Raw genomic sequence first — 25,028 nt, 5'->3', positions numbered from 1 at the left:
GGCGCCGTGCGCCGGACCGAAGTGAATTCGGGCCGCCGTTATCTGATTCGATCTTGCCCATCAATAGAATTCGGACCGGGGTTTGCGAAATCTCGCTTTTGTTACCTGGGCGCAGGAAAAAAGACCGAACACGGTTAACCTCGGCCTACGGTTTCCTTCGGAAATGAGCGAAAACTCCGTGGTCTTGTCACAATCCGGTACCAGCGCGCGCCGGTGCCTCCCTGCAGCCTGTCCCGGGTGCGATCCTGGGGGTTCGGGGCATGCAGTTTTCTGTAAGGGGATTGGTTCAGAGCGGCTATTCCGCTCTGGATTTTTCGATTTCAGACCTTTTCATCTTTCAAGATGGTGAGGAAGTTGCGTTTTTTTCCACATCTGGTTCCAACGGTGGCCTGGCAAGCTATGCCTTGGGCGGCGCGGGCGCGGCTTCGGTTGTCGACTACGCATTCTTCAACCCGTCCTGGTCGATCGGCGTTTCTGACAATATCGCCCTGATCGAGCAGCCGAATGGTAATGCGCAACTGCTGATCGGGATGACTTCGAGCACCGCGCTCGGTGCCTACGACATCTCCGCGTCAGGCGGCATCGGGGCCATTGCACAATACTCGGGCCTCGACAATTCCACGATCCGGCCCGAGGCGCTGCATGTCACCGGTGATGGCGAGGTTCTGATCGCCGGGATGGAGGACGGCTTCCGCGCCTATGGTGTGGATGGCGGCACGCTGCAGACGACCAGCATCGTTCACGATACGGCGTCGACTTATGTCTATGAAATTGCGGTATTTTCCGATGTGAACGTGAACGGGACCCGGTTCATCATCGCAGCGTCGCACAGCGAGAATGGGCTGACTGTCTTTGAGCATACCGACACCGGCTTGACGGCTACTGATAGCAGCGGTCCCGAGCACGGCTTGGGCCTGATGCGGCCCACGGCCATGGACACCGCCGTGATCGGTGGCCAGGCATACCTGATCGTTGCCACCGCGATGGATGACAACGGCGCGCTCAGCGTCTTTCATATCGATGGCGATGGCGGGCTGACAGCGACTGACCACGTGCTCGACACGCGAGATACCCGCTTCGGCGGGGTCCAGGATATCGCGGTGGCCGAAGCGGGCGGCATGACATTTCTGATCGCGGGCGGGGGCGACGATGGCTTGTCGTCGTTCCTGCTTCTGCCCGGCGGGCAGTTGCAGCACCTGGACTCTATCGCGGACAGCCATGACACCGCCCTCACCAATATATCGGCCATCGCCGCAACGCAGATTGGTTCAACCTTGCGCATTATCGCCGGAACGCAATCCGAGGGCATGCTCACCGATCTGGAGATTGACCTTTCCGGCATCGGAGAACAGCAGGTTGCCAGTGCGGACGGTGGCGCTCTGCTCGGCACAAGCGGAGACGATGTGCTCGTCGGTGAGTCGGGGGATGACCGGATCGAAGGCGGTGCCGGAGACGATACCATCGTCGACGGTGCCGGCTCCGATATTATGACCGGAGGGGCGGGGCGCGACATCTTCGTGCTTCGCTACGACGGCGAAGTTGACGAAATCACGGATTTCGACCCCGCGCTCGATCGCCTCGATCTGAACTCCTGGCCACTGATCTACGATCCGGGTGAGCTGGAAATCCAGACAACGATTGACGGTGCCGTGGTCAGCTACCGCGATGAGACACTGATCCTGCGCGGCCTGAGTGGCCCTTTGAGCGCCTCCGCCGTTCAGGCGAGCGTGATCTTCGCGATCAACCGTCCGCTCGACCTTTCGGGCAGCGTGCCGGCATTCGCCGGGGATGTCACCGTGCTCCATGGCGGTCCGGGTGATGACGTATTGGTGGGAACCGAACACACGCAAAGCGTCATCCTCATGGAAGGGCACGATTGGTTCGTCACCGAGTTTGGACAGGCGGGAGAGCCCGGCGTGCTCGTCGACGGTGGCGATGGCAACGACACGATCACGACGGCGGCGGGAATGGACGAGATTCTCGGCGGGCCGGGGGATGATCTGCTGTCAGGGGGTGATGGCAACGACACCATCTTCGGCGGGCTCGGCGTTGATGTGATCCTTGGGGACGCAGGCAACGATGAACTGCATGGCGACGACGGCGATGACGATATCAGCGGCGTCGGCGGGGATGATACGATCTGGGGCGGAGCCGGAAAAGATACCCTCAAAGGCCAAAACGGAAATGACCTGCTTCACGGTGGCGATGCCAACGACTGGCTGATCGGTGGTGCCGGCAATGACACCCTGTGGGGTGAAGGTGGCAAGGATGTTCTTTCCGGCGGCGACGGCAACGACAGGCTCTATGGTGGTGGTCACAATGATGTTCTGAAGGGTAATGATGGCAACGATTACCTTTCCGGCGAGGTTGGCAACGACCAGCTCAATGGCGGCGAAGGCGATGACATCCTGTTTGGCGATGCCGGGGTCGACACCCTGTCAGGCGGTCCCGGCAACGACTGGCTCTTCGGTGGCGACGATCCCGATATGCTCTACGGTGACGCGGGCGAGGACGTTCTCTACGGGGGCCTCGGTGACGACAAGCTCTACGCAAGCACAGGTAACGATACCCTGTATGGCGAAGAAGGGGTCGACAGGCTCTACGGTGAAGATGGCCATGATGTGCTGTACGGAGGACCGGGGAATGACTGGCTCTTCGGCGGCGAGGGAGATGACCAGTTGTTTGCCGAGGCAGGCTCCACCTGGCTTTTCGGAGATGCCGGCAACGACACCTTAGTGGGCGGTGAGGAAAAGGACCGGCTGTTGGGCGGCGCAGGTAACGATCACCTCTCGGGGGCTGGCGGCAACGACAAGATGAAGGGCGAAGATGGCGACGACACGTTATATGGCGAGGATGGCAACGACCGGCTGATCGGTGCCGCGGGCAACGACGAAATCCATGGCGGCCCGGGAGACGACTACCTCTCCGGTGGCGACGGAGACGATGCCCTGGATGGCGGCGCGGGGCACGATGCGCTTTATGGCGATGATGGGCATGATCTTTTTCACGGCGGCACGGGCGACGACCGGCTGTTTGGCGGCGAGGGCAACGACACGATCCACGGCGACGAGGGCAATGACCTTCTGTTCGGTGAAGTGGGCGACGACCAGATGTTTGGCGGTGCGGGCAATGACAAGCTGAAAGGCAAGGGTGGGAACGACACCCTCTACGGCGGCGGCGGGAACGACACGCTCAACGGCGGTGAAGACGACGATCTGGTTTATGGCGACACCGGCCAAAACCAGATGGCGGGAGGCACGGGGAACGACACCCTGATCGGTGGCGATGGCAACGACACGGTCTATGGGCAAAAAGGCGATGATCTGATCGTCGGGATGCTGGGCGACGATCTGCTGTTTGGCGGCAAGGGTGAGGATGTGTTCGTGTTCAATATGTCGAGCGGGGCCGATGCGATCGGAGATTTCGACCCCCTGGAAGATCACCTGCGCCTGGAGGGCGTCGATGAAGGCACCGTTGGCTTGGAACAACACGGGGATGATCTGGTGGTCACGTGGGGTGTTGCGTCGGTCGCCTTGCTCGACCTGCAACCAGGCATCTTCGAGTTTGCTTCGATCGAGTTCATATGAATGAGGTTGCGAGCTTGCGCGCCGGTTTGCGAGCTTGCGCGCCGGTTTGCGAGCTTGCGCCCCGTCGGTCCTCAGCGTCGGACCATGTGGGCCAGACGGATCAACGCCCGCTCCATCAGCGCGGTCTGCGGTGCGCGTGAGGCGGAACGCAGTTGCAGATCGGTGTCGATCAGCAATTCGAGCGCCTTCTCCAGCTTGTGCACGCCCCAGGACTGCGCCTGCCGGATCATCCGGTCGCGCGATTTGAAGTGAACCGGCGGGCGGGCGCGGGCGATGCCTTTTGCGGGGCCCTCGGGGTCGGACGCCGCCAGGTGAAGGGTGCGGAAATGCCGGGTGGCGTTGATGCAAAGCCCCACCGGCTGGACGCCCTGCGCTTCCAGCCGACCCAGGAGAGGACCAAGTGCTTCCGGTCGGGCCTCGGCGGTCGCGTGCAACACGTCGTCCATTTCCGCCTCGGTGGATGAGGGCGCGCAGGCAAGCACATCGGCGGGCGAAAGTGGCGTTGGATCGTTCAGCTTGTAGAGGGAGAGCTTTTCGATGGTCTGGCGAAAATCGCCCGGATCGAGCGCACCCGCGAGCCCCTTGAGGTCGGTCATCGCCTCGGGACTGACGATGGCGAGCCCGGCCGTGCGCAACTCCGCCTCGATCTCGGCCTGGCTGGGCGGATCGTCGTAGATCGCCACGGCATAGGCGTTCTTGTGGGCCTCGAAAAACTTCCGCAAGGCCGAGCGCGGGGTCAGGCTTGCGGCGGTCACCACCACCGTGGCATCCCCTGCTGCCCAGTCGTCGAGCGCAGCGGTGATCGTCTTGGCGAGCGTGTCGGTGGCCTCTTCCACGAAAGCCACGCGCGGGCCGGGAAAGAAGCCTTGTGCCTTGATCGCGTCGGAAAGCTGGGCCGGGTCCTTTCGCAGCTCGCTGGCCGGAATGCGCGCCAGCCGCATTTCCTCGTCGCCGTTCGGGCCGACGAGATTGGCGATCAGTTCCTGCCGCTTCAGCGCCACCCGCATTGCGTCGGCACCGTAGATCAGCACTCCCGAAAGGCCCGGGTCCGGCTTCGAAAAAAAGCGGGGGGCATCGCGGGGGGCGAGTTTCATCGGCTCAGGCCACCACGTTGACGATCCGGCCGGGCACCACGATCACCTTTTTCGGCACCGCGCCATCAAGCGCGCGCTGCACGCCATCGGTCGCCAGCGCCAGCGCCTCGATCTCGTCCTTGGCCATGTCTTTCGGCACGGTGATTTCGTCGCGCCGCTTGCCGTTGACCTGGATCGGCAGGGTCAGGCTGTCGGACACCAGAAGCGCCGGATCGGCAACCGGCCAGGGCGCGTTTGCCACCAGCCCCTCGCCGCCCAGATGCGCCCAGACTTCTTCGGCGAGGTGTGGCGTCATCGGCGCCATGAGCTGCGCCATGACCCTCATCGCCGCGCGCTTGGCCTCGGCCCCCGCGTTGGATTTCTGCACGGTGTTGGTGAAGGCGTAGAGCTTGGCGATCGATGTATTGAACAGGAAACCGTCGATCCCCTTGGTCACCGCGTCGATCGTCTTGTGCGTCTCGCGCAAAAGGTCGTCGTCACCCTCTCCCGGCCCGCTCGCCCCGGCAATCTCGTCGGCCAGCCGCCAGACTCGTGCGAGGTGCTTCGCCGCCGCCTCGGCACCCGCCGCCGTCCATTCCACGTCACGTTCCGGCGGGCTGTCCGACATCACGAACCAGCGGGCGGTATCGGCGCCGTAGGTTTCCACGATGTCGACCGGATCGACCACGTTGTTCTTGGATTTCGACATCTTGGCGGAGGGTATCACCTCCACCTCGGCACCGCTCTCCTTGAGGAACGCCTTGCCGTCGCGCAGGTCCACCGCCTCGGGGTAGTGATAGACCGGGCGGCCTTTCTCGTCGCGGGTCATGTAGATCGCGTGGGTGACCATGCCTTGGGTGAACAGCGCGTTGAACGGCTCTTTGGATTTCTCCGGCAGGTGACCGCAGATGTGCATCGCGCGGGCGAAGAAGCGTGAATAGAGCAGGTGCAGGATCGCGTGCTCGATGCCGCCGATGTATTGATCGACGTTCATCCAGTAATCCACGTCCTCGGCCACTGTGGGTGTATCCGCATGCGGGTTGGTGAAGCGGGCATAATACCACGACGAATCGACGAAGGTATCCATCGTGTCGGTCTCTCGCTTCGCCGGTGCGCCGCATTTCGGGCAGGTGCAATCGCGCCATGTCGGGTGCCGGTCGAGCGGGTTGCCGGGCACGTCGAAGCTCACGTCGTCGGGCAGCTTCACCGGCAGGTTCTCTTTCTTCTCCGGCACCACGCCGCAGGCGTCGCAATGCACCACCGGGATCGGGCAGCCCCAATAGCGCTGGCGCGAAAGGCCCCAGTCGCGCAGGCGGTATTGGGTCACGCCCGTGCCCCAGCCTTTTTCCTCGGCGAAGCGGATCGTGGCCTCGATGGCTTCCTCGCCAGTGGCCTCGTCGAGCCCCGCGAAGTGGTTGATCCACTTCACCTTTTCGCTCTTCGGCGGCACGAAGGCCTCGCGCACCACCGGCTTGGGATCATCGAGGGCATAGAAGGTGTCGATCACCGGCAGTTCATATTTCCGGGCAAAATCAAGGTCGCGCTGGTCATGCGCGGGGCAGGCGAAGATCGCGCCGGTGCCGTAGTCCATCAAGATGAAGTTGGCGATCCAGACCGGCAGTTCCCAATCGGGATCAAGCGGATGCGTCACGCGCAGCCCTGTGTCCATCCCCAGCTTTTCCGCCGTCTCGATGGCTTCCGCCGTGGTGCCGCCCTTGCGGCATTGCGCCACGAAACCCGCGATCTCGGGGTTTTCCGCTTCCAGCTTCTTCGCAATCGGGTGATCGGGCGAAATGCCGACGAACGAGGCCCCCATCAGCGTGTCGGGCCGGGTGGTAAACACCTCGATGGCCTCGCCTTCGCCCACCGGCGGAAAGGCAAAGCGCAGGCCCCGCGATTTGCCGATCCAGTTGGCTTGCATCAGCCGCACCTTCTCGGGCCAGTGCTCCAGCCCGTCGAGCGCCTCCAGCAATTCCTCGGAGAAATCGGAGATCTTGAAGAACCACTGCGTCAGTTCGCGCCGTTCCACCTCGGCGCCCGAGCGCCAGCCCTTGCCGTCGATCACCTGCTCGTTGGCGAGCACGGTCATGTCCACCGGGTCCCAGTTCACCACCGCGCTCTTGCGGTAGACGAGGCCCTTTTCCATGAAGTCGATGAACATCGCCTGCTGCTGGCCGTAATACTCCGGATCGCAGGTGGCAAACATGCGGCTCCAGTCGAGCCCGAAGCCGAGCGGCTTCATCTGTTCCACCATCGTGTCGATGTTGTCATAGGTCCAGGTTTTCGGGTGGCCGCCCGAGGCCATCGCGGCGTTCTCGGCGGGCATGCCGAAAGCGTCAAATCCCATCGGGTGCAGCACGTTATGCCCGGTGGCCAGCTTGTAGCGCGCGACCACGTCGCCCATCGTGTAGTTGCGCACATGGCCGATGTGAATCCGGCCAGAGGGGTAGGGGAACATCTCCAGCACGTAATATTTTGGCCTCGACGGATCGCGCTTCGCCTCGAAGGTGCCTGCCTCTTGCCAGGCCTTCTGCCATTTCGGCTCGATATTGCGCGCGTCGTAGCGTGACATTGCGATGGTTCTCCGAGAAATGAAAACGCCGGGCGTTGGCCCGGCGCTTGTGTAGTCTGCCGAATCGGCGCGGTCCAGTGCCGCGCGCTAAAGGTTGCGGTCCTGGATGCGCAACTGGCGAGCGCGGGCGAGGATCGCGTCTTCCACCTGGTGCGCGGCTTCCGTCGAAACCGGGCCGCCGCGCGATTGCAAGGCCACCTCGATCGAGCGCGCATCGAGCGCCGGGTCGCGCACATAGACGGTGGCCTTGTAGGCCCGCCCGCCGCCTGGCGGGGTGCCATAGCCGAACACCATCACGCCGGTGAACGGATCGGCGGCCTGAAGCGGCAGGAAGTTCAGCACGTCGAGCGCGGCGTTCCAGAGATACTTGTTGACCTCGACCGTGGTATTCGGGTCGTCGCGGTCGGTGAACAGGTCCCAGATCGTTTCGCGTTCCGGCTGGGCGCGCTCGCGGGCGGGGCGTTCGTAAGCGGCGGCGGTGGTTTCCTGCCCGCCGCCGAAAAGGTTGCCAAAGCCACCGTCACCGCAACCCGAAAGGGCAAAAAGCCCCGTGACGATGAGCACCTTGGTCGTGGTCTGCCCGATGCGCATGAAAAAGCCCCGCTGATCCAAGTTCTGCCCCTAAGTAACCAAGGCAAAAAGCTGCGGCAAGCGTTTTCCCGGATACAGGGCTTGGGGTGGGGTGCGCGCCACACTCTATATAGGGCCCGTCTCGCGGCCCCTCGGGCCAACTGTGGCACAGATGCACCATGCAGGGGCACAATATGCGGGGGCGATCTGGATCGCTTGCAAAGACCCGGGGAAAGAGCGAGGAAACAGCATACTCAATTCGGATTCCCCTGGATTGAGGTGCACCTTTAGAGAAAACGAGGGAAACGAAATGAAAAAGATTCTCCTTGCTTCGACGATCCTGGTGGGTACCGCCGGTTTCGCCGCTGCTGACAACGCAAACTTCACCTTCTCGGGCTCGGCCTACTTCGGCGTTGGCTACGAGACGACCGGCGCCACCTTCGCTCCGGAACTCGACTCGTCCTTCACCGTGGGCATGATGAGCACCACCGACATGGGTCTCGAGTTCGGCGCAACCATCACCGTTGGCGCCCCCGGCGTGACCTGGGAAGACGACCACACCGACGCCGCGTTCGGTACCTCGGCAACCAACACCATGTCGGTTTCCGAAACTTCGGTCTACCTGTCGGGCGACTGGGGCAAACTCGCCGCCGTCTTCGACGCCAACGGTGCCGGCGGCACCTACGACGTGGTCGCGACCTACTCCAACACCTGGGGTGACTTCGGCATGTCGGCCTACTACACCCTCTCGCCCGGCGTCACCAACGGCGACCTCGGCGTGAAGGGCACCTACTCGTTCGGTGATTACGCTGTCTACGGTGAGTGGAACTACGACAACTCGGCTGCTGACTGGAATGTTGGCCTCGGTGGCTCCGCCACGATGTCGGGCTTCACCGGCGCGGTTGATGTCGACTACGACAACATCACTGCCGATTGGGACTGGAAAGCTTCGGCCTCCTACGCCACCGGTGCCTACACCATCGGTGCCTTCGCCGAAGACGACGGCACGGATGACCGGATCGACTGGGGCCTGAACGGTTCCTACGATCTCGGCGGCGGCATGTCGGTCGACGCTGCTGTCATCCGTGACGCAGACACCGCCAACACCCTCGTGAAAGCGGGCGTGTCGATGGCCTTCTGATCCCACACGGGATTTGAAATCGGGGAAGAGCGGGCTTCGGCCCGCTCTTTTCTTTTTCGCTCGGCTGTGGTCTCTCAGGGCGCAAACGCTGGAGGACCGCCGATGCCGCTTTCCGACATTTCCGCCCGCATCCAGGCCGAAGAAGCCCGCGTGGGCCGCGCGCCGGGGTCGACCCGGCTGATCGCCGTTTCCAAGGTGCAGCCCATCGAGCGGGTGATCGCCGTGCTGGAAGAGGGCCACCGGCTGTTTGGCGAAAACAAGGTGCAGGAAGCGGCGGGCAAATGGCCCGAGTTGCGCGAGCGCTTTCCAGATGTCGAACTGCACCTGATCGGCCCCTTGCAGACCAACAAGGCCCGCCAGGCGATGCAGCTTTTCGACGCCATCGAAACCGTCGACCGGCCCAAGCTCGCCCGCACCATCGCCCGGCTGAAGGATGAGCTTTGCACCTGCCCCAAGCTTTTCGTGCAGATCAACACCGGCGAGGAAGACCAGAAGGCGGGCGTGATGCCCGCCGAGGCCGATGCCTTCATCGCCGAGTGCCGCGCGCTCGGGCTGGAGGTCGAGGGGTTGATGTGCATCCCGCCAGTGGAGGAGGAGCCTTCGCTGCATTTCGCGCTCTTGAAAAAGATCGCCGAGCGCAACGGGGTGCCTGAGCTTTCCATGGGCATGTCGGGCGATTTCGAGAAGGCCGTGGCGCAGGGGGCAACTTACGTGCGCGTCGGGTCTGCCATTTTCGGGGAACGTGATTACGGTTGAACGATGATCCGGCTTTCCCGCCGCCAGTGCGCCACGATCCAGACAAGGTGATTGCGTTGGAAGGCGATGCACCCCGCCGTGGGGTAGCGCGGCCGCCGCCAGACATGCACGAAGATCGCCGAACCCCGTCCCGGCACGGCCAGCGGATAGTTCCAATCGCTCGCCAGAACGAGATCATAGAGCGGATCGGCCCGCCGCAGCGTCTCGTGCGAAAACCGATGCACCGAGCCGGTGAGCCACTGGTTATAGTCCGGGTCGTTCGGGTCGTCCGACCAGAGATCGCGCGGGCCGATGCGGTCGAGACGCAGGGCCGTGGCCGGGCGCGCGCCCCTGTCGGCCCGGTAACCGCCGTGCAGCAGGTGCCACACCCCGGCGGGCGTGGCCCCGTCGCCTTCTCGTTTCTCCTTCGTCACCCCGCCGCGCCCTATGGCTACCGGAAAGCGCCGCCCCATGAAGCGCGCGCCCCAACGCGTCACCACCATGTCGGCACGGCGCGGCATCACAGCAGGTGGCCCGATTTCGCCGCCTTGGTGGCGAGATAGGCGCGGTTGTGATCGCTTTCGCCCACCTTCAGCGGCACCCGTTCGGTCACCTCGATGCCCGTGGCCGCCATCATCGACACCTTGCGCGGGTTGTTCGTCATCAGCCGCACGGCATGAAAGCCGAGACTCTTGAGAATTTCCGAGCCGATCCGAAAATCGCGCTCGTCATCCTCGAAGCCCAGCCGGTGATTCGCCTCGACCGTGTCAAAACCCTGATCCTGCAAGGAATATGCGCGCATCTTGTTGGCGAGGCCGATCCCGCGCCCCTCCTGGTTGAGGTAGAGCAGCACACCCGCGCCCTCGCGCGCCATGGCCTCCAGCGCGGCGTGAAGCTGTGGGCCGCAATCGCATTTCAGGCTGCCCAGAACGTCGCCGGTGAAACAGGCCGAGTGCAGCCGGGCAAGAACCGGCCGGGCACGGTCGGGCCGCCCGATCTCGATGGCATAATGCTCCTCGCCGCCATCCTTGGGGCGGTAGATGTGCAGCCGGCCGGCCTGGCTTGCCGCAATTGGCACCCGGGCCGCGGCGATCTCCGAGAGCGCGCTGGTTTCGGCACCCAGATCCTGCCCGGTGAGGTCGAGCCAGGTCAGCCCGTTGGCCGTGGCGGTGCCCGGTCCGTCCTCGACAGCGACGACCACGGCCGCGGGCAGAAGCTGCGCGGTTTTCGCCAGCACGATCGCGGCCCGCGCGATACGCTCTTCGCCGCCCCGCATGGTTTCGAGCGGGCCTTTCATCGGCATCATCAGGTCATCCGCCGGGTCGGCGACATTTCGGATCCAGTCCACCTTGCCGCTGTCGGGCAAGATCACCCGGGCCACGTGCTCGGAATAGGCGCGGGCTTTCAGCGTATCGGCCCGGCGCGGCGTGATCGCGAGGAACGGCGCACCGAGGCCCCGCAGGCTTGCCAGTCGGTCGGCAGAGAGGGTTTCCGCCGCCGCCACCAGCGCCGCCGCACCCTCGATGCCCAGCACCACCGGAACGCCCATCCGCAGGTCGGCCCGCGCGCGCGCGATCAGTTCGTTGGTGTCGGGCCTGAGTGCCATGTTGTTCCTCGAATTCACGCCCCTAGATAGGCTTTTGCGCGAAAATGTGAAACAATTACCGGTCTCCCGACACGTCCGCGTGAGGGCTTTGCAGCAATTATTGCCGCATGCGTGATCCCGCCTCAGATAGATTCAAGACAACGCGGAGGTGCAACATGGCGACCCACAAGAACATTCTGCTCGTCGACGACGACGAGGATCTGCGCGAGGCGCTGGCCGAGCAACTCGTGATGACCGACGATTTCGACGTGTTCGAGGCCGGTAATGGCGCCGAGGCGATGCAGAAAACCCGCGAGGGCATTTTCGATCTCGTTATCCTCGATGTCGGCCTGCCCGACACCGACGGGCGCGAGCTGTGCAAGCTCATGCGCAAGCAGGGTGTGAAGTGCCCCGTGGTGATGCTGACCGGCCACGACAGCGACGCCGACACCATTCTGGGCCTCGATTCAGGCGCAAATGACTATGTCACCAAGCCGTTCAAGTTCCCGGTGCTGCTTGCGCGTATCCGCGCGCAACTGCGCCAGCACGAGCAGAGCGAAGACGCGATCTTCCAGCTTGGCCCCTATACCTTCAAGCCGGCGATGAAGATGCTGATCACGCAAGAAGACCGCAAGATCCGCCTGACCGAGAAGGAAACCAACATTCTGAAGTTCCTCTACCGCGCTCAGGATGGCGTGGTGGCCCGTGAGGTATTGCTGCACGAGGTCTGGGGCTACAACGCGGGCGTGACGACCCACACGCTGGAAACCCATATCTACCGTTTGCGCCAGAAGATCGAACCCGATCCCTCGAACGCGCGCCTGCTGGTGACCGAGAGCGGCGGCTACCGACTTGTTGCATGATTGCCACAGGGCTGATTGAATGCCACAATGTTGCCCATTTTACGCGGTATACGTGTAATTGATCACGATTGTTTCGTAGATTGCATCAATCTCTTCCCCTGTTCGCGTCGGGGTCATGACGCGGAATCCTCCCTGTTGGACTGGCCCGGGCATCGCCCGGGTCTTTTTTTACGGGCCGGTCTTCTGCGCTGCATTGGGGGGCACAGTGTGCTGCCGTTTACCCAAGCAATGCTTGAGTGCAAAGCGATTTTCTGCAAAGATTCAATGCATAACAAAACTGGCGAAAAAGCCGGGCAAAAAATCGAGCAGGTAAAAAATGGCAGAGCAGAGCTTTACCGTGGTCTCCACGATGAAGAATGAAGGTCCGTTCATTCTTGAGTGGGTGGCCCATTACAAGGCGTTGGGATTTGACCACATGGTGGTCTGCACCAACGATTGCGAAGACACCACGACAGAACTTCTCAGGGCGCTGCAAGAGCGTGGGCTGGTGCGCCACCATGCAACAAGGATCTGGCCGCGGGCAGGAATACACCGGTCTGCCTTGAAGCAATCGCGGCGTTACCGCGAGGTCAAGGATGCGGACTGGATCTTCGTATGCGACGCCGATGAGTTCCTGAACGTGCATGTCGGCGATGGCTCGGTGCGCGCGCTGGTTGCGGCATCCGGCCCTGATGCAGACGTGATTTCGGTGCCCTGGAGGGTGTTTGGCCCGAGTGGCGTTCAAGGTTTCGAGGATCAACCGGTGACCAGGCAGTTCACCCTTGCCGAGCACGCGCCCGACAAGCGCGGCAAGGCGGGCAAGTTCAAGAAGTCGCTGTTCACCGGTCTCGATCGGTTCAAGCGTGTCGGTCTGCATGCGCCGATTCCGAGCGAGGAGTGGGCGGGAAATATCAAGACGGTGCTTCCCGGCGGCACGCCTTTCATTGTCGGCGGCGAACCGACCGATGCGCGTCCGTCTTTCGAGGTTGCACAGGTCAACCATTATGCCCTGCGTGCGGCCGACACCTTCCTCGTGAAGCGCGCGCGTGGTCGGGCGAACCACATGTCGCACGTCCTCGGCATGGAATACTGGCAGCGTTTCGATCTGAACGATGTCGAGGATACCTCGATCCGGCGCTATGATCGCGCGGTGGGCCGCTGGCTCGATACCTTCATGAACGATGCGGAATTGCGGGCTTTGCATGAGCAGTCGGTCGACTGGTATCGGGGCAAGATCACCGAAATGCGTGGGGATGCCGATCTGGTGCCGCTTGTTGACCAGATCGACGCAGCGCTCGACAAGGCCGCCTGACTCGATCTCGACGCCATCGAGGCGCGGGTGAAGGCGCTGGGCCTCGACCCGCATACCCACGCCGACGTCGAGCAGGGACGGCGGTTCTACTTCCGCGATGGCGACGGGATCGAATGGAAGGACGTGTCCTGCACGCAGGCCTCACCCGGTGATCGGTCCGTCGATCGGGTCGATCGCAACCAGCGGTTCGCGGCGCGACAAGTAGGCCGGGCGCGGGCGCGGCGCGGCAAAGGGGGCTGTCACCCGGTTCGACAATGCGTTGAACACGAAGAACGCGTTCGAACGCGGGAAAGGCGTGATGTTGCCGTTCGATCCGTGCAGGGTATTGCACTCGAAAAAGATTACCGTGCCCGCCGGGCCGGTCGCGGCATCAAGCCCAAGCTCATCGACCATGCGCACAATTGTTTCCGACTGCGGCACACCGATCTCCTGCTTCTTCAGCGATGTCTCGTGGTTGCGTTCGGGCGTCTCACCCCTGCAGGCCACGAACCGCTTGTGCGATCCCGGCACCAGCATCAGCGGGCCATTGAGGGCTGAATTGTCGGTCAGCAGGATGGAGGCCGACACAGCGCGCATCCGCGGCATCCCGTCCTCGGCGTGCCAGGTCTCGAAGTCCGAATGCCAGTAGAACTCCTTGCCGGTGAAGCCCGGCTTGTAGTTCAGGCGCGACTGGTGAATGTAGACGCGATCGTCCAGCAGAAACTCGGCGACCCCGGCGAGGCGCCGGTCATGCGCGAGGCGCCGGAAGATGGGCGAATGCTCGTCGAGCCGAAAGATCGTGCGCACCTCGTTCAGCCCCGGTTCGGTCACCAGGTCGTCGGAGCGTATCCGCTCACCGGCGGCACGCAGTTCGGCACCCGCCTCAATCAATCGTTCGACCTCCTCGCGGCTGAACAAGTCCTTGAGCACGAGGTAGCCATCCTCGCGGTAGCGCTCGGCCTCCTCGCGTGAAATCGGGGCATCCTCAGTCCAGTCCGACCACAATACCGGATCGCGGCGGTCCGTGATCTGTTCGGCGTCGGGCAGGCGCGTGGGGTAGAGATCTTCCTGGTCGATCTGTGCGATAGATTCTGTAACATTCATTTCTTCGATCCTCTCTGAACGATTGTTTTTCGAGTCTCGGCCGGCACGAAGACGGTTCACCCGGCATACACTGGGAAACGTGGCGGTTTGGTTTTGAGTTCCGCGCGTCGGCGCTGGAACTCGGCCGCCGCCATGGATAGGGTCGGCGCAAAACAGCGACCCGGAGACCCATATGACTTACACGCTTGCCACCTGGAATATCAACAGCGTGCGGCTGCGCGAAGGTCTCGTGCGCCGGCTGCTGGAAGAGGATGCGCCCGACGTCCTGTGCCTGCAGGAGTGCAAGAGCCCGGTGGACAAGATCCCGACCGAAGGCTTTCGCACGCTGGGCTATACCCACATGGTTGCGCGTGGGCAGAAGGGCTACAACGGCGTTGCGATCTTGTCGAAAATGCCGCTGGAAGACATGGGCGAGATGGATTTCGCGGGCTTGGGACACGCCCGCCACGTGGCGGCGCGGCTTGAGAACGGCGTGGTGATCCACAATTTCTACGTTCCCGCCGGGGGCGACAAACCCGACCGGGCGATCAACGAGAAATTCGGCCAGAAACTCGATTACCTCACCGAAATGCGTGACTGGTTCCGCGATGAGCAATTCGAGCGCTCGATCCTCGTGGGCGATCTCAACATCGCGCCGCGCGAAGATGATGTGTGGAACCACAAGCAACTCCTGAAAGTGGTCAGCCATACCCCCGTAGAGGTGGAACACCTCGCCCAGACACAGGAAGCCGGGCGCTGGGTCGATATCACCCGGCAGGATATTCCCGAGGGCAACCTCTATTCGTGGTGGTCCTACCGTGCCCCGGACTGGGACGCCGCCGACAAGGGCCGCAGGCTCGATCATATCTGGGCCACGCCCGATATTTCCAATGCCGCCCATTCCAGCCGGATCCGCCGCGAGGTGCGCGGCTGGGCGCAGCCTTCCGATCACGCGCCGGTGTTTGCCACCTTCGATCTGTAGCTTTGTGACGAGGCAAAGCGCCGCGTCGCGCGCGCGGGGTTGGAGTGGGCGCGCAGGAGGCCCATATTGGGGGCAACACGAGATAACAGGAGTGATCCATGCTTGAGATGGGACAGACCAGTGCAGCACCCGCGACGGGTGACGCGCTGGTGAAGGAAATCAGCGAAGCGACCTTCATGGAAGACGTGATCGAGGCCTCCAAGGAGGTTCCGGTGATCGTCGATTTCTGGGCACCGTGGTGCGGGCCCTGCCGCACGCTTGGCCCGGCGCTGGAAGCGGCGGTGAACGCCGCTGGCGGCAAGGTCAAGATGGTCAAGATCAACGTCGATGAGAACCAGCAGGTGGCGGGCCAGTTGCGGGTTCAGTCGATCCCGACGGTCTATGCCTTCCACGATGGTCAGCCGGTTGACGGCTTTCAGGGCGCGCTGCCGCAAAGCCAGGTGAACCAGTTCGTCGACAAGATGGCCGCGCTCGCCGCCGAGGGGCCGCTTGCCGCCGCGATCGCTTCCGCCAACGAGATGCTGGACGCGGGCGCGCTCGACGACGCGGCGCAGACTTTCGCGGCGATCATCGAGGAAGATCCCTCCTCGGCCGCAGCCTATGCCGGCCTTGCGCGGGTCAAGATCGCCGAGGGCGAACTCGACGAGGCCGAGGCAATCCTGAACGGGGCACCGGCCGAGATCAGCCATTCAGCCGAGATCGACGGCGCCCATGCCAAGATCGCGCTTGCCCGCCAGGCCGCCGAGGCCGGGCCGGTGGAAGAGTTGCGCGCAAAGGTGGCCGCCGATCCGGCCGATCACCAGGCGCGCTACGATCTCGCCAAGGCGCTGCATGCCAGCGGCGATATCCAGGGCGCGGTGGATGAGTTGCTCGAAGTTTTCCGGCGCGACCGCGACTGGAACGATGGCGCCGCGAAGACGCAGCTCTTCACCATCTTCGATGCGCTCGCGGCAAACGATCCCGTGGCTCTCGCCGGGCGGCGCAAGCTTTCGTCGCTGATGTTTGCCTGAGATGTTCTCGCGCGCCGATCTGCCCGAGCGTATTCCGCTCTTTCCCCTGCCGGGGGCGCTGCTCTTGCCGCGCGCCCGGCTGCCGCTGCACATTTTCGAGCCGCGTTACCTTGCGATGCTGGAAGACGTGCTGAAAACGCCCGAACGGCTGATCGGGATGATCCAGCCTGCCGACGACGCAGGCGAGCGGATGCATTCGATCGGCTGCGCCGGGCGGATCACGCAGTTCAGCGAGACCGACGATCACCGCTACATGATCACGCTCACCGGGGTCAGCCGGTTTCGGATGGGCACGATCGAGGACGGTTTTCGCCCTTACCTGACGGCCAAGGTCAACTGGGACGGGTTCGAGCGCGATCTTGGCGCGGCGGAAAAAGATTCCGGCTTCGACCGCACCCCCTTCCTTGATCTGCTCGCGCGCTATTTCGACGTGTCCGATCTGCGGACGGATTGGGAAAGCCTCGAAGAAGCCGACGATGAGCTATTGATCAATTCTCTGGCAATTCTTCTGCCCTTCGCCCCCGAAGACAAGCAGGCGCTGCTCGAAGCGCCCTCGCTCAGCACACGGCGTGAAACGCTTGCGGCGCTGATGGAATATGCCCTCGCGGGCGGCACCGAGGACAACCTGCAATGACCGATCTTCCCGCCCACGACCGCCGCATGCTCGAAGCCCTGGTCTGCCCGCTGACGCAGACGCGTTTGCGCTACGATGCCGAGCGGCAGGAGCTGATTTCAGATGCGGCCGGGCTTGCCTTTCCGGTGCGCGACGGCATCCCGATCATGCTGGTGGATGAGGCTCGCAAGCTCAACGGTTAACGGTTGCGGCTCTCGATTTCGGCGGTGATCGAGAACGTCGCAGTGTTGAAGCGCATGCCGGTTTCCAGTGCGCCGAGGATCACCGTGGTTTGCGAACCCGATCCATCGGTGATCACCCATTGCCGAAGCTCGATCGGATCGGCGGTGAACATCAACTGGATATTGCCATATTGCGGGTTCTCGGGGTCTTGCGCCGTCACCACCGTGGCGGTGCCGTCGTAATCATGCGCCACCACCATGCCGGACCGGTCCAGATCGACATCGCGCGCGAGGATCAGGTTCAGCGGCGTTTCCTTGAGCGGGTATTGCTCCGGCCCGGTGTTGGACTTGCCGTCGAACACCGCGAGCTGTTGGCCACCGGCAATAACCAGGGTCTGCTCCGGCGGGTCATATTCGAAACGCGCGCGGCCCGGGCGATTGATCAGGATCTGGCCGGTCGAGATTGTCTCGTCAGCGTTGATCTGGGTGAACTCGGCTTCCAGCGTGGTCAGCTCGTTGATGTAGCGTGAAAGCTCGGTGAGCGGGAGCTTCTCGGCCATAGCCGGGAGCGCGGTCAGCGCCACCATCAGGGGCGCGAGGAAGAATCGGGTCAGGGTCATGGCACTTACCTAGGCAAAAGCGCGGGCGATTCCAGCACGCCCGCACTTCAAATCTGCCGCATCGCGGCGTGATAGGCGATAACACGCCGTTAATGCTGCTCCGGAACGAGAATTTCGCGTTTGCCAACATGGTTGGAGGCGCTCACCAGCCCCTCGTCCTCCATCTGTTCCACCAGACGGGCGGCCTTGTTGTAACCGATCCCGAGCTTGCGCTGGATGTAGGAGGTCGAGCACTTGCGGTCCTTGATCACGATGCCCACGGCCTGGTCGTAGAGCGCATCGTCGCCGGTGGTGTTGCCGCCGGTATTGAGGCCGAGCACCGCGTCGATATCGGCGGCCTTGTCTTCGTCGGGGCCTTCCACCACGCCCGAGACGTATTCGGGCATGCCGTAGCTCTTGAGGTGGTTGACGATCTCCTCCACCTCCTCGTCGCTCACGAAGGGCCCATGCACCCGGGTGATCCGCGCGCCGCCGGCCATGTAGAGCATGTCGCCCATGCCCAGAAGCTGCTCGGCCCCCTGTTCGCCCAGAATGGTGCGGCTGTCGATCTTCGAGGTCACCTGGAAACTGATCCGGGTGGGGAAGTTGGCCTTGATCGTGCCGGTGATCACGTCGACCGAGGGGCGCTGCGTGGCCATGATGAGGTGAATCCCGCTCGCCCGCGCCATCTGCGCCAGCCGCTGGATCGCGGCCTCGATCTCCTTGCCCGCCACCATCATCAGGTCGGCCATCTCGTCGACCACGACGACGATATAGGGCAGCTTCACCGGCTGGAACTCTTCCGTCTCGAAAATCGGCTCGCCGGTTTCCTCGTCGAACCCGGTCTGCACCGTGCGGCTGAACATCTCGCCCTTGTCGAGCGCATCCTTCACCCGACCATTGTAGCCCTCGATGTTGCGCACACCCATCTTCGACATCTTGCGGTAGCGCTCTTCCATCTCGCCGACGACCCACTTCAGGGCGACAACCGCCTTCTTGGGATCGGTAACCACCGGGCTCAGAAGGTGCGGGATGCCGTCGTAGACGGAGAGCTCCAGCATCTTCGGGTCGATCATGATCAGCCGGCATTCTTCCGGCGTGAGCCGGTAGAGAAGGCTGAGAATCATGGTGTTGATCGCCACCGATTTACCCGAGCCGGTGGTGCCGGCGATCAGGAGGTGGGGCATCTTGGCAAGGTTGGCCACGATCGGGCGGCCGCCGATATCCTTGCCAAGCGCGAGCGGCAGGCGCGAATTGGTATCGCCGAAGTCGCGCGCCGAGAGGATCTCGCGCAGCACCACCTTTTCACGGTATTCGTTTGGCAGTTCGATGCCGATCACCGAACGGCCCGGCACGGTGGAAACCCGGGCCGAAAGCGCCGACATCGAGCGGGCGATGTCGTCGGCCAGCCCGATCACGCGGCTGGCCTTGAGGCCGGGTGCCGGTTCAAGCTCATACATCGTCACCACGGGGCCCGGGCGCACGCTCACGATCTCGCCCTTCACGCCGTAATCATCGAGCACGGCTTCGAGCATCCGGGCGTTTTCCTCCAGCGCTTCGTCGGAGAGGTGATGGCGTTCGACCGAGGACGGATCGGTCAGGAGGCCGAGCGGGGGCAGTTCGTAGGTCTCCGCGGCCTCGTCGAAATTGAGGGAGGGCTGGGCCTCGGCCCGCGCACGGTTGGAGGGTGCGGTCCTGTGGGCGGTGTGCTGCACGACCTTGCGCGCGGGAGGCGTTGACACGGCTCGGGCCGCGAAAGTTGCGGCGGCAAGGTTCGTTTCGTGATCGGGCATCATGTCGGCGTCGAAATCGTCTTCCCAGAGATCGGAGTCTTCCTCATGCAACCCGTGATCGGACATCTGCGGTGCGGATCCGTTCTTCTCAAAGGTATTGTGTTCCTCGAGCGGCGGTACCTGCGATTGCGAAGGCTGGGATGCGGCCCCGCGCATGAGCGGAGGCTCGGCGCGCAGGTTGGCGGCCGCGGCCTCCTTGCGTGCCTTGGCGCGCGCTGCGGCCGAGGCGATGGCCGCCGACATCGGCGACATCGGTTCGTCCCCTTCCGGCACCTGTATTGCCGGTGTTTCGGGGGCCTGTCCGCGTCGCGCCATGAGCGCATTGGCAATCTTGGCGCTGATCCGGTCAGATGCCCCTGCCCCCTCCGGCACGGCCCCGAGGTAGGGCGGTTGCTCGACGAGTTCGGGTTCGATTTGCGGCTCTTGCGCGCGCTTGGCCAGCCCCTGAACACGGGCGAGAAGCCCTTGGCGCTGCGGCGGTGCTGGCTGGGGCTGCGGCGCGGTTGTCGACCTTGGCGCATGGGTGCTGACATGGGGCCGGGGCTCGGAATGGCCACGCGCGACCGGCGGCTCGGCCCGGGCCACGCGATTGGCATGCAGCGGCGGCGGCGCGGAGAAATCGCTTTCGTCTTCGGCGAAGTCATAGTCCTCGCCCCAGTCCGGATCTTGCGCCCACTTCATCGCCCGTCGCTGCTTCATCGCCGCCGCCCCGCGCATCGCGCCGGTTGCGCCGACGGCCACACCGATTGCCGCACCGCGCAGGCCAAGACGGGTGATCTTGTGAAGCCCGGCATAGGTCATGACCACGCCGGCAACCAGAAACACGCCGAAGCGGCGCAACTCGCCAAGTGAGAAGCCCAGCGCAAAGGCACCGATCGCCAGCATCGTGAACCCAACAACGAACGATAGCGCCTTCAGCCCGAGCGCCGGATCGACCGGGAGCACGCCGAGAACGGCACCCAGCATGGTGTCGCCGAACAACCCGCCAAGGCCGAAAGTGTGGCTCCAGCCCGGCCCGGGAACGAGTGTCGAGGCATAGACCGAGGCCAGCGCCACGGCGATCGGCACGAAGATGGCACGCCCCAGCGCGCGTTCCTCGCCCTGGTGAAGCACGAAGCGCGCGCCCCATGCCACGAGCGCGGCGACGATACCCCATGCGCCCATGCCGATGATCAACGCGAGCGGCGAGGCGATGTTGGCCCCGATAGGCCCGAGCAGGTTTTGCGCCGGGCCGTCGGTTGCAGCGAGCCAGCCCGGATCCTCGGGCGAGTAGGAGCCGAGGATCATGCCCAGCGCCGCTGCCAGTGTCAGCAGCCCGAGGCCGAGAAGTTCCTTGCCCCTTTGCTCGATCAGCGCCTGCGTCGTGCTGTCGAAGATCGGGTCACGCCCTTTCGCCTGATATGCCATTCCTTACCTCGTTCCTATGCGTAAAGGCAGCGCTTGAGCCGTTCGAGGCCCTGCGCCGTCTCGTCTCTTGGGGCCACCAGGGCAACCCGGATAAAGCCCTTGCCGGGGTTGAAGCCGTCCACCTCGCGGGCGAGGTAGGCACCGGGCAACACCCGCACGCCGGTTTCGGTCCACAGCTTCAGAGCCGCCGTCTCGCCGTCTTCGACCGGCAGCCAAAGAAAAAAACCGGCCTGCGGCGGATGATAGCCCGGCACATCGCCGAAAACGGCATCGGCAACGGCGTATTTCTCGCGGTAAAGCCCGCGCGAGGCATCCACATGCGCCTCGTCGGTCCAGGCCCGCTCGGCCACGCGCTGGAGCGGCAGCGGCAAAGGTGCGCCGGCATAGGCGCGAAGCTGTTTCATGCGCGCGATGCTTTCCGGCCCGCCGGCGGCGAAGCCCGCGCGCAGGCCCGGCAGGTTCGAGCGTTTCGAGAGCGAATGGAAGATCACCACGCGCTCGGGGTCGGCCCCGCCCTCGGTTGCCACTTCCAGCGCGCCCGCAGGCGGAGTTTCGCGATAGATTTCCGAATAGCACTCGTCGGCGAAGATCTGGAAATCGTGCTTTTCCGCCAACGCGATCAGCGTGGCCCAATCCTCGCGGCTCGCCACCGCGCCTTGCGGGTTGGACGGCGAGCAGAGATAGGCAATGGCGGTGCGGTTCAGGATATCCTTGGGCAAATCCGTGTAGTCGGGCAGAAACCCGGTGTCTTCCGTGGCCGGCACGAACACCGGCTCGGCCCCGACCGCCAGCGCGGCGACCGCATAAACCTGGTAGAACGGGTTTGGGATGAGCACAACGGGCCGTTGCCCGCGCACCTCCTCAGGGCAGAGCGCGATGGCCGCGTTGAACAGCCCTTCGCGGGTGCCATTGAGCGTCACGATCCCGCTGTCGGCGTCGACGGTGACACCGTAGCGCCGCGCAATCCAGCCCGATATCGCCGCACGCAACTCTGCCGTGCCCTCGTTGGAGGGGTATTGCCCGAAGCCCGCAAGGTTCTGAGCGAGCACTTCGCCGACGAAATCCGGCATTTCGTGTTTCGGCTCGCCGATGGTCATATGCACCACCTCGCCGCCCGGCGCATGGGCGTCGAGCAGCCGCCGCAACCGCGGGAATGCATATTCTGGCAAGCCGGAAAACCGCTCGGGAAACGTCATCGCCTGTATCTGCCTCTGGTTTCGGGGTCATTTGCGCCCCGATTTCCCACAGAATAGCCGGTCAGCGCCTCGCGGTCCAGAAAAAGGCAGGAAATCCCGCTGCTTGGGGTGGCGATATGTGTCTTTTACGCCAAGGCGGCCTCGGCAGCAGCCCCTATCCGCAGCAACCGCTCCTCTCCCATGGGGGCGCCGAGCAGCATGATACCCGTCGAGGCCACCCCTGTTGGCAAGGTCAACGCCGCACCGCCCATGAGATTGCCGATGCGGGTGTTGTTGAGCGTGAGCAGGTTCTCGGTCACGTAATAATCGTGGTCGGACATCAACCTTTCCGCCTTGGGCGGCAGGTTGACCGCGGTGGGCAGGATCACCGCATCATACCCGGCCGTGACCCGATGGAACTCGGCGCGGAGGCGATCGAGCTTCTGCCATGCGGCGACGAAATCAGCGCCACCGAATGTGCCGCCCGCGCGGAAACGTTCGAGGATCTGGTCGAACATCAGGTGCGGCCGGGCCTCGATCACCTCGCGCCATGCGGCATAAGCCTCGGTGGTATAAAGGATTGCCGACATCTCCATCGCTTCGTCGACAGGATCGAGAAGCGCGCGATCGATGTCCGCGCCAGCATCCGACAGCCGCGCGACGGCGCGCTCGAACCCGGCCATCGGCCCATCGCGCACATCGCGCAACCCGTTTTCGAGAATCAGGAAGCGCCGACCGCGAAGGCTTGCGCCCTCCAGGTCGACGGTGCCCGCGCGCCCTTCGAGCGCGGCAAGAAACAGCGCGCAATCCTCCACATTGCGGCAGAGCGGGCCGACCGTGTCGAAACGAGCGGCCAGCGGCACCACGCCCTTGAGCGAAAGCCGCCCCGACGTTGTTTTCAACCCCACGAGATCGTTCCACGCCGCCGGAATGCGCACCGATCCGCCGGTGTCCGACCCGATCGCCCCGGGTGCGAGGCCGAAGGCCACGGATGTCGCGGCGCCGGAAGACGACCCGCCCGAGACGGCTTCGGCCTCGTTCACGCAAGGCGGCGTTTCGGTCACCGGGTTGAGCCCCAGCCCGGAGAAGGCAAGCTCCGACATATGGGTTTTGCCCAGGCCCACCAACCCCATCGCGGTGGCATTGGCGACCACCTCGGCATCATGCTCGGGCACCCGCCCGGCCAGCAGGGCCGAGCCTGCTTCCGTGGCCACGCCGGCGGTGTCGAAAAGGTCTTTCCAGCTTACCGGCACGCCGTCGAGCGGCCCGCGCCGGGTGCCCGCTTTCGCACGCATCGCCGCCGCCTCGGCCTCGGCCATGGCGCGTGCTTCGGTGAGCCGGGCAAAGATGCGGGTGTGCAGCGGGTGCGCCCTGATCGCATCGAAAAAGGCCCCGGCAAGCTCCACCGGGTCGATCTGCCCGGCACCGATTGCCCGCCCGAGATCGCCTGCGCTCATCAACCGCCAGTCATCCGCCATCCGCATCCCTCCGATTTGGACGCGACGGTAGCGGCGCGCGAGCGCATGGACAATCCCGATCTCCCGCGCCAAATATGGTTGTATGAAACTCGATAGCGGTATCCTGATCGTGGGCGGCGGGCTCAACGGCCCGGCACTTGCTTTGGCGCTGGGCGATGCGGGCTTCGACGTGACGGTGATCGACGCGTTGAAGGCCGGCACGCGCGGCGAAGACGAATTCGACGGACGTGGCTACGCGCTGGCGCTCGCCTCGCAGCGGTTGCTCAAGGCCATAGGGGTCTGGGGCAGGGTGGCGGACAATGCCACGCCGTTGCTGGAGATCCGCATTTCGGATGGCAAGCCCGGTTCCGGCCCCGGACCTTTCGTGCTGGAGTTCGACAACGGCGAGCTTGACGAAGGCCCGATGGGCTACATGGTGGAAGACCGTTTTCTTGCCAGCGCACTCCTGGAAGCGATGACTGCGCACCCGAAGGTCACCCTGATCGACGGCGCCTTGGTGACGGCGCAGGAGGTTGGGCCGGCCAGCGTCACCCTCACGCTCGACAGCGGCAAGGCGCTTACCGGCCGCATGGTGGTGGGCTGTGACGGGCGGCGCTCGGGCGTGGCGGAGCGCGCCGGGATCGGGCGGCACGGCCACGATTACGGCCAGACCGCGCTGGTCTGCGCCATCGCGCATGAAAAGCCGCACCACGGCGTCGCGCACCAGTTCTTCATGCCGCCGGGGCCGCTCGCGATCCTGCCGTTACCCGGCAACCAGTGCTCCATCGTCTGGACGGAAAGCCATGCCGAGGCCGCACGCATCCATGCGCTTGATGATGCCGGTTATCTCGAAGAACTGCGCCCGCGGTTTGGCGATTTCCTCGGCGAGATCAGTCTTGCCGGGCGGCGTTTCACCTACCCGCTCAACCTCACCGTTGCCAATACTTTCGTGGCCGACCGCCTCGCGCTCGTCGGCGACGCCGCGCACGGGATGCACCCGATCGCGGGGCAGGGCCTCAATGCCGGGTTGAAAGACGTGGGTGCGCTGGCGGAGGTGCTCACCTTGGCAAAACGGCGCGGCGAGGATTACGGTCGGATCGACGTGCTCGACCGTTACCAGCAATGGCGGCGTTTCGACGTGGCCAGCATGGTCACCGCAACCGAAACGGTAAACCGGTTGTTCTCGAACGATAACCCTATCCTGCGGACCGTGCGCGATATCGGGCTCGGAGCCGTGAATGCCATGCCGAGCTTGCGCCGGGGCTTCATCCGGGAGGCGGCGGGGCTGACGGGCGATCTGCCAAAGCTGTTGCAGGGGCGGCAGATCTGAG

At 64.0% G+C, this 25,028-nt stretch carries 20 protein-coding genes and 1 pseudogene; 11 read left to right on the top strand and 10 right to left on the bottom strand.

The window, feature by feature from the left end:
- The first annotated feature begins 260 nt into the window (after positions 1–260).
- Positions 261–3,587 carry a calcium-binding protein gene (locus tag B9Y97_RS07085; RefSeq protein WP_085526085.1) on the top strand — a complete coding sequence of 1,109 codons (3,327 nt, stop codon included), beginning with the start codon at positions 261–263 and terminating at the stop codon, positions 3,585–3,587.
- Between the two features lie 71 nt (positions 3,588–3,658).
- Here B9Y97_RS07085 and holA read toward each other — a convergent pair whose 3' ends face one another.
- The 3 genes from holA to B9Y97_RS07070 all read right to left on the bottom strand — a co-directional run bounded on the left by holA (position 3,659) and on the right by B9Y97_RS07070 (position 7,823).
- Positions 3,659–4,681 (bottom strand): DNA polymerase III subunit delta, encoded by a 1,023-nt coding sequence (gene holA, locus B9Y97_RS07080; RefSeq protein ID WP_085526084.1) that lies wholly within the window; start codon positions 4,679–4,681, stop codon positions 3,659–3,661.
- A gap of 4 nt (positions 4,682–4,685) precedes the next feature.
- Positions 4,686–7,232 carry a leucine--tRNA ligase gene (leuS, locus tag B9Y97_RS07075; protein ID WP_085526083.1) on the bottom strand — a complete coding sequence of 849 codons (2,547 nt, stop codon included), beginning with the start codon at positions 7,230–7,232 and terminating at the stop codon, positions 4,686–4,688.
- An 87-nt stretch (positions 7,233–7,319) separates the two neighbouring features.
- The gene (locus B9Y97_RS07070) at positions 7,320–7,823 is read right to left on the bottom strand and encodes a DUF3576 domain-containing protein (protein ID WP_085528149.1); all 504 of its coding nucleotides are present in this window, start codon (positions 7,821–7,823) and stop codon (positions 7,320–7,322) included.
- A 289-nt stretch (positions 7,824–8,112) separates the two neighbouring features.
- Here B9Y97_RS07070 and B9Y97_RS07065 point away from each other — a divergent pair, with 289 nt between their 5' ends.
- Both B9Y97_RS07065 and B9Y97_RS07060 read left to right on the top strand, forming a co-directional pair.
- Entirely contained in the window at positions 8,113–8,943 is an 831-nt protein-coding gene (locus B9Y97_RS07065) for a porin family protein (RefSeq protein WP_176224320.1), read from the top strand.
- Between the two features lie 102 nt (positions 8,944–9,045).
- Positions 9,046–9,699 carry a YggS family pyridoxal phosphate-dependent enzyme gene (locus B9Y97_RS07060; protein WP_085526081.1) on the top strand — a complete coding sequence of 218 codons (654 nt, stop codon included), beginning with the start codon at positions 9,046–9,048 and terminating at the stop codon, positions 9,697–9,699.
- Here the strand turns inward: B9Y97_RS07060 and B9Y97_RS07055 are convergent.
- Positions 9,690–10,199 (bottom strand): L,D-transpeptidase family protein, encoded by a 510-nt coding sequence (locus B9Y97_RS07055; RefSeq protein WP_254900871.1) that lies wholly within the window; start codon positions 10,197–10,199, stop codon positions 9,690–9,692. The two genes, B9Y97_RS07060 and B9Y97_RS07055, sit on opposite strands and share 10 nt — an antisense overlap.
- The gene (gene ribA / locus B9Y97_RS07050; protein ID WP_085526080.1) at positions 10,199–11,284 is read right to left on the bottom strand and encodes a GTP cyclohydrolase II; all 1,086 of its coding nucleotides are present in this window, start codon (positions 11,282–11,284) and stop codon (positions 10,199–10,201) included. The genes B9Y97_RS07055 and ribA overlap by 1 nt, the downstream gene beginning before the upstream one ends.
- Positions 11,285–11,439: 155 nt before the next feature.
- Here ribA and B9Y97_RS07045 point away from each other — a divergent pair, with 155 nt between their 5' ends.
- The 3 genes and pseudogenes from B9Y97_RS07045 to B9Y97_RS18335 all read left to right on the top strand — a co-directional run.
- Positions 11,440–12,126, top strand: a complete 687-nt coding sequence (locus tag B9Y97_RS07045) for a response regulator transcription factor (protein WP_085526079.1) — start codon at positions 11,440–11,442, stop codon at positions 12,124–12,126.
- A 316-nt stretch (positions 12,127–12,442) separates the two neighbouring features.
- A complete protein-coding gene (locus B9Y97_RS07040) occupies positions 12,443–13,417 on the top strand; it encodes a glycosyltransferase family 2 protein (RefSeq protein WP_085526078.1) in 975 nt (324 codons plus the stop codon).
- A gap of 3 nt (positions 13,418–13,420) precedes the next feature.
- A pseudogene (locus tag B9Y97_RS18335) lies at positions 13,421–13,543 on the top strand (VOC family protein); the annotation flags it as partial.
- Between the two features lie 15 nt (positions 13,544–13,558).
- Here the strand turns inward: B9Y97_RS18335 and thpD are convergent.
- Complete coding sequence (gene thpD, locus B9Y97_RS07035; RefSeq protein WP_085526077.1) at positions 13,559–14,500, bottom strand: ectoine hydroxylase; 942 nt, start codon at positions 14,498–14,500, stop codon at positions 13,559–13,561.
- Positions 14,501–14,672: 172 nt separating this feature from the next.
- Between thpD and B9Y97_RS07030 the strand changes: the two genes are divergently transcribed.
- From B9Y97_RS07030 to B9Y97_RS07015, 4 genes are all read left to right on the top strand, one after another.
- Positions 14,673–15,461, top strand: coding sequence for an exodeoxyribonuclease III (locus tag B9Y97_RS07030; protein ID WP_085526076.1), 789 nt, complete (start codon positions 14,673–14,675; stop codon positions 15,459–15,461).
- A 98-nt stretch (positions 15,462–15,559) separates the two neighbouring features.
- On the top strand, positions 15,560–16,471 hold the full coding sequence (gene trxA / locus B9Y97_RS07025; protein WP_085526075.1) for a thioredoxin: 912 nt from the start codon (positions 15,560–15,562) through the stop codon (positions 16,469–16,471).
- A 1-nt stretch (position 16,472) separates the two neighbouring features.
- On the top strand, positions 16,473–17,105 hold the full coding sequence (locus B9Y97_RS07020) for an LON peptidase substrate-binding domain-containing protein (protein WP_085526074.1): 633 nt from the start codon (positions 16,473–16,475) through the stop codon (positions 17,103–17,105).
- Positions 17,102–17,287 carry a Trm112 family protein gene (locus B9Y97_RS07015; protein WP_085526073.1) on the top strand — a complete coding sequence of 62 codons (186 nt, stop codon included), beginning with the start codon at positions 17,102–17,104 and terminating at the stop codon, positions 17,285–17,287. Before B9Y97_RS07020 ends, B9Y97_RS07015 begins: the two co-directional genes overlap by 4 nt.
- Here the strand turns inward: B9Y97_RS07015 and B9Y97_RS07010 are convergent.
- The 4 genes from B9Y97_RS07010 to B9Y97_RS06995 form a co-directional block, all read right to left on the bottom strand.
- Positions 17,284–17,886, bottom strand: a complete 603-nt coding sequence (locus B9Y97_RS07010; RefSeq protein WP_085526072.1) for a LolA family protein — start codon at positions 17,884–17,886, stop codon at positions 17,284–17,286. The two genes, B9Y97_RS07015 and B9Y97_RS07010, sit on opposite strands and share 4 nt — an antisense overlap.
- An 89-nt stretch (positions 17,887–17,975) precedes the next feature.
- Positions 17,976–21,065: a DNA translocase FtsK gene (locus B9Y97_RS07005; protein ID WP_085526071.1), complete on the bottom strand. Its 3,090-nt coding sequence runs from the start codon at positions 21,063–21,065 to the stop codon at positions 17,976–17,978.
- A 14-nt stretch (positions 21,066–21,079) separates the two neighbouring features.
- Entirely contained in the window at positions 21,080–22,261 is a 1,182-nt protein-coding gene (locus tag B9Y97_RS07000) for an aminotransferase class I/II-fold pyridoxal phosphate-dependent enzyme (protein ID WP_085526070.1), read from the bottom strand.
- 125 nt (positions 22,262–22,386) lie between these two features.
- On the bottom strand, positions 22,387–23,718 hold the full coding sequence (locus tag B9Y97_RS06995) for an amidase (RefSeq protein WP_085528147.1): 1,332 nt from the start codon (positions 23,716–23,718) through the stop codon (positions 22,387–22,389).
- Between the two features lie 82 nt (positions 23,719–23,800).
- Between B9Y97_RS06995 and B9Y97_RS06990 the strand changes: the two genes are divergently transcribed.
- On the top strand, positions 23,801–25,027 hold the full coding sequence (locus B9Y97_RS06990) for an FAD-dependent monooxygenase (protein WP_085526069.1): 1,227 nt from the start codon (positions 23,801–23,803) through the stop codon (positions 25,025–25,027).
- The last annotated feature ends 1 nt before the right edge of the window (position 25,028 follow it).

Source organism: Maritimibacter sp. HL-12, assembly GCF_900177545.1.
Classification (GTDB): domain Bacteria; phylum Pseudomonadota; class Alphaproteobacteria; order Rhodobacterales; family Rhodobacteraceae; genus Sinisalibacter.
Note: the sequence above shows the minus strand (reverse complement) of the source record. Positions and strands in the feature narration are given on the sequence as shown.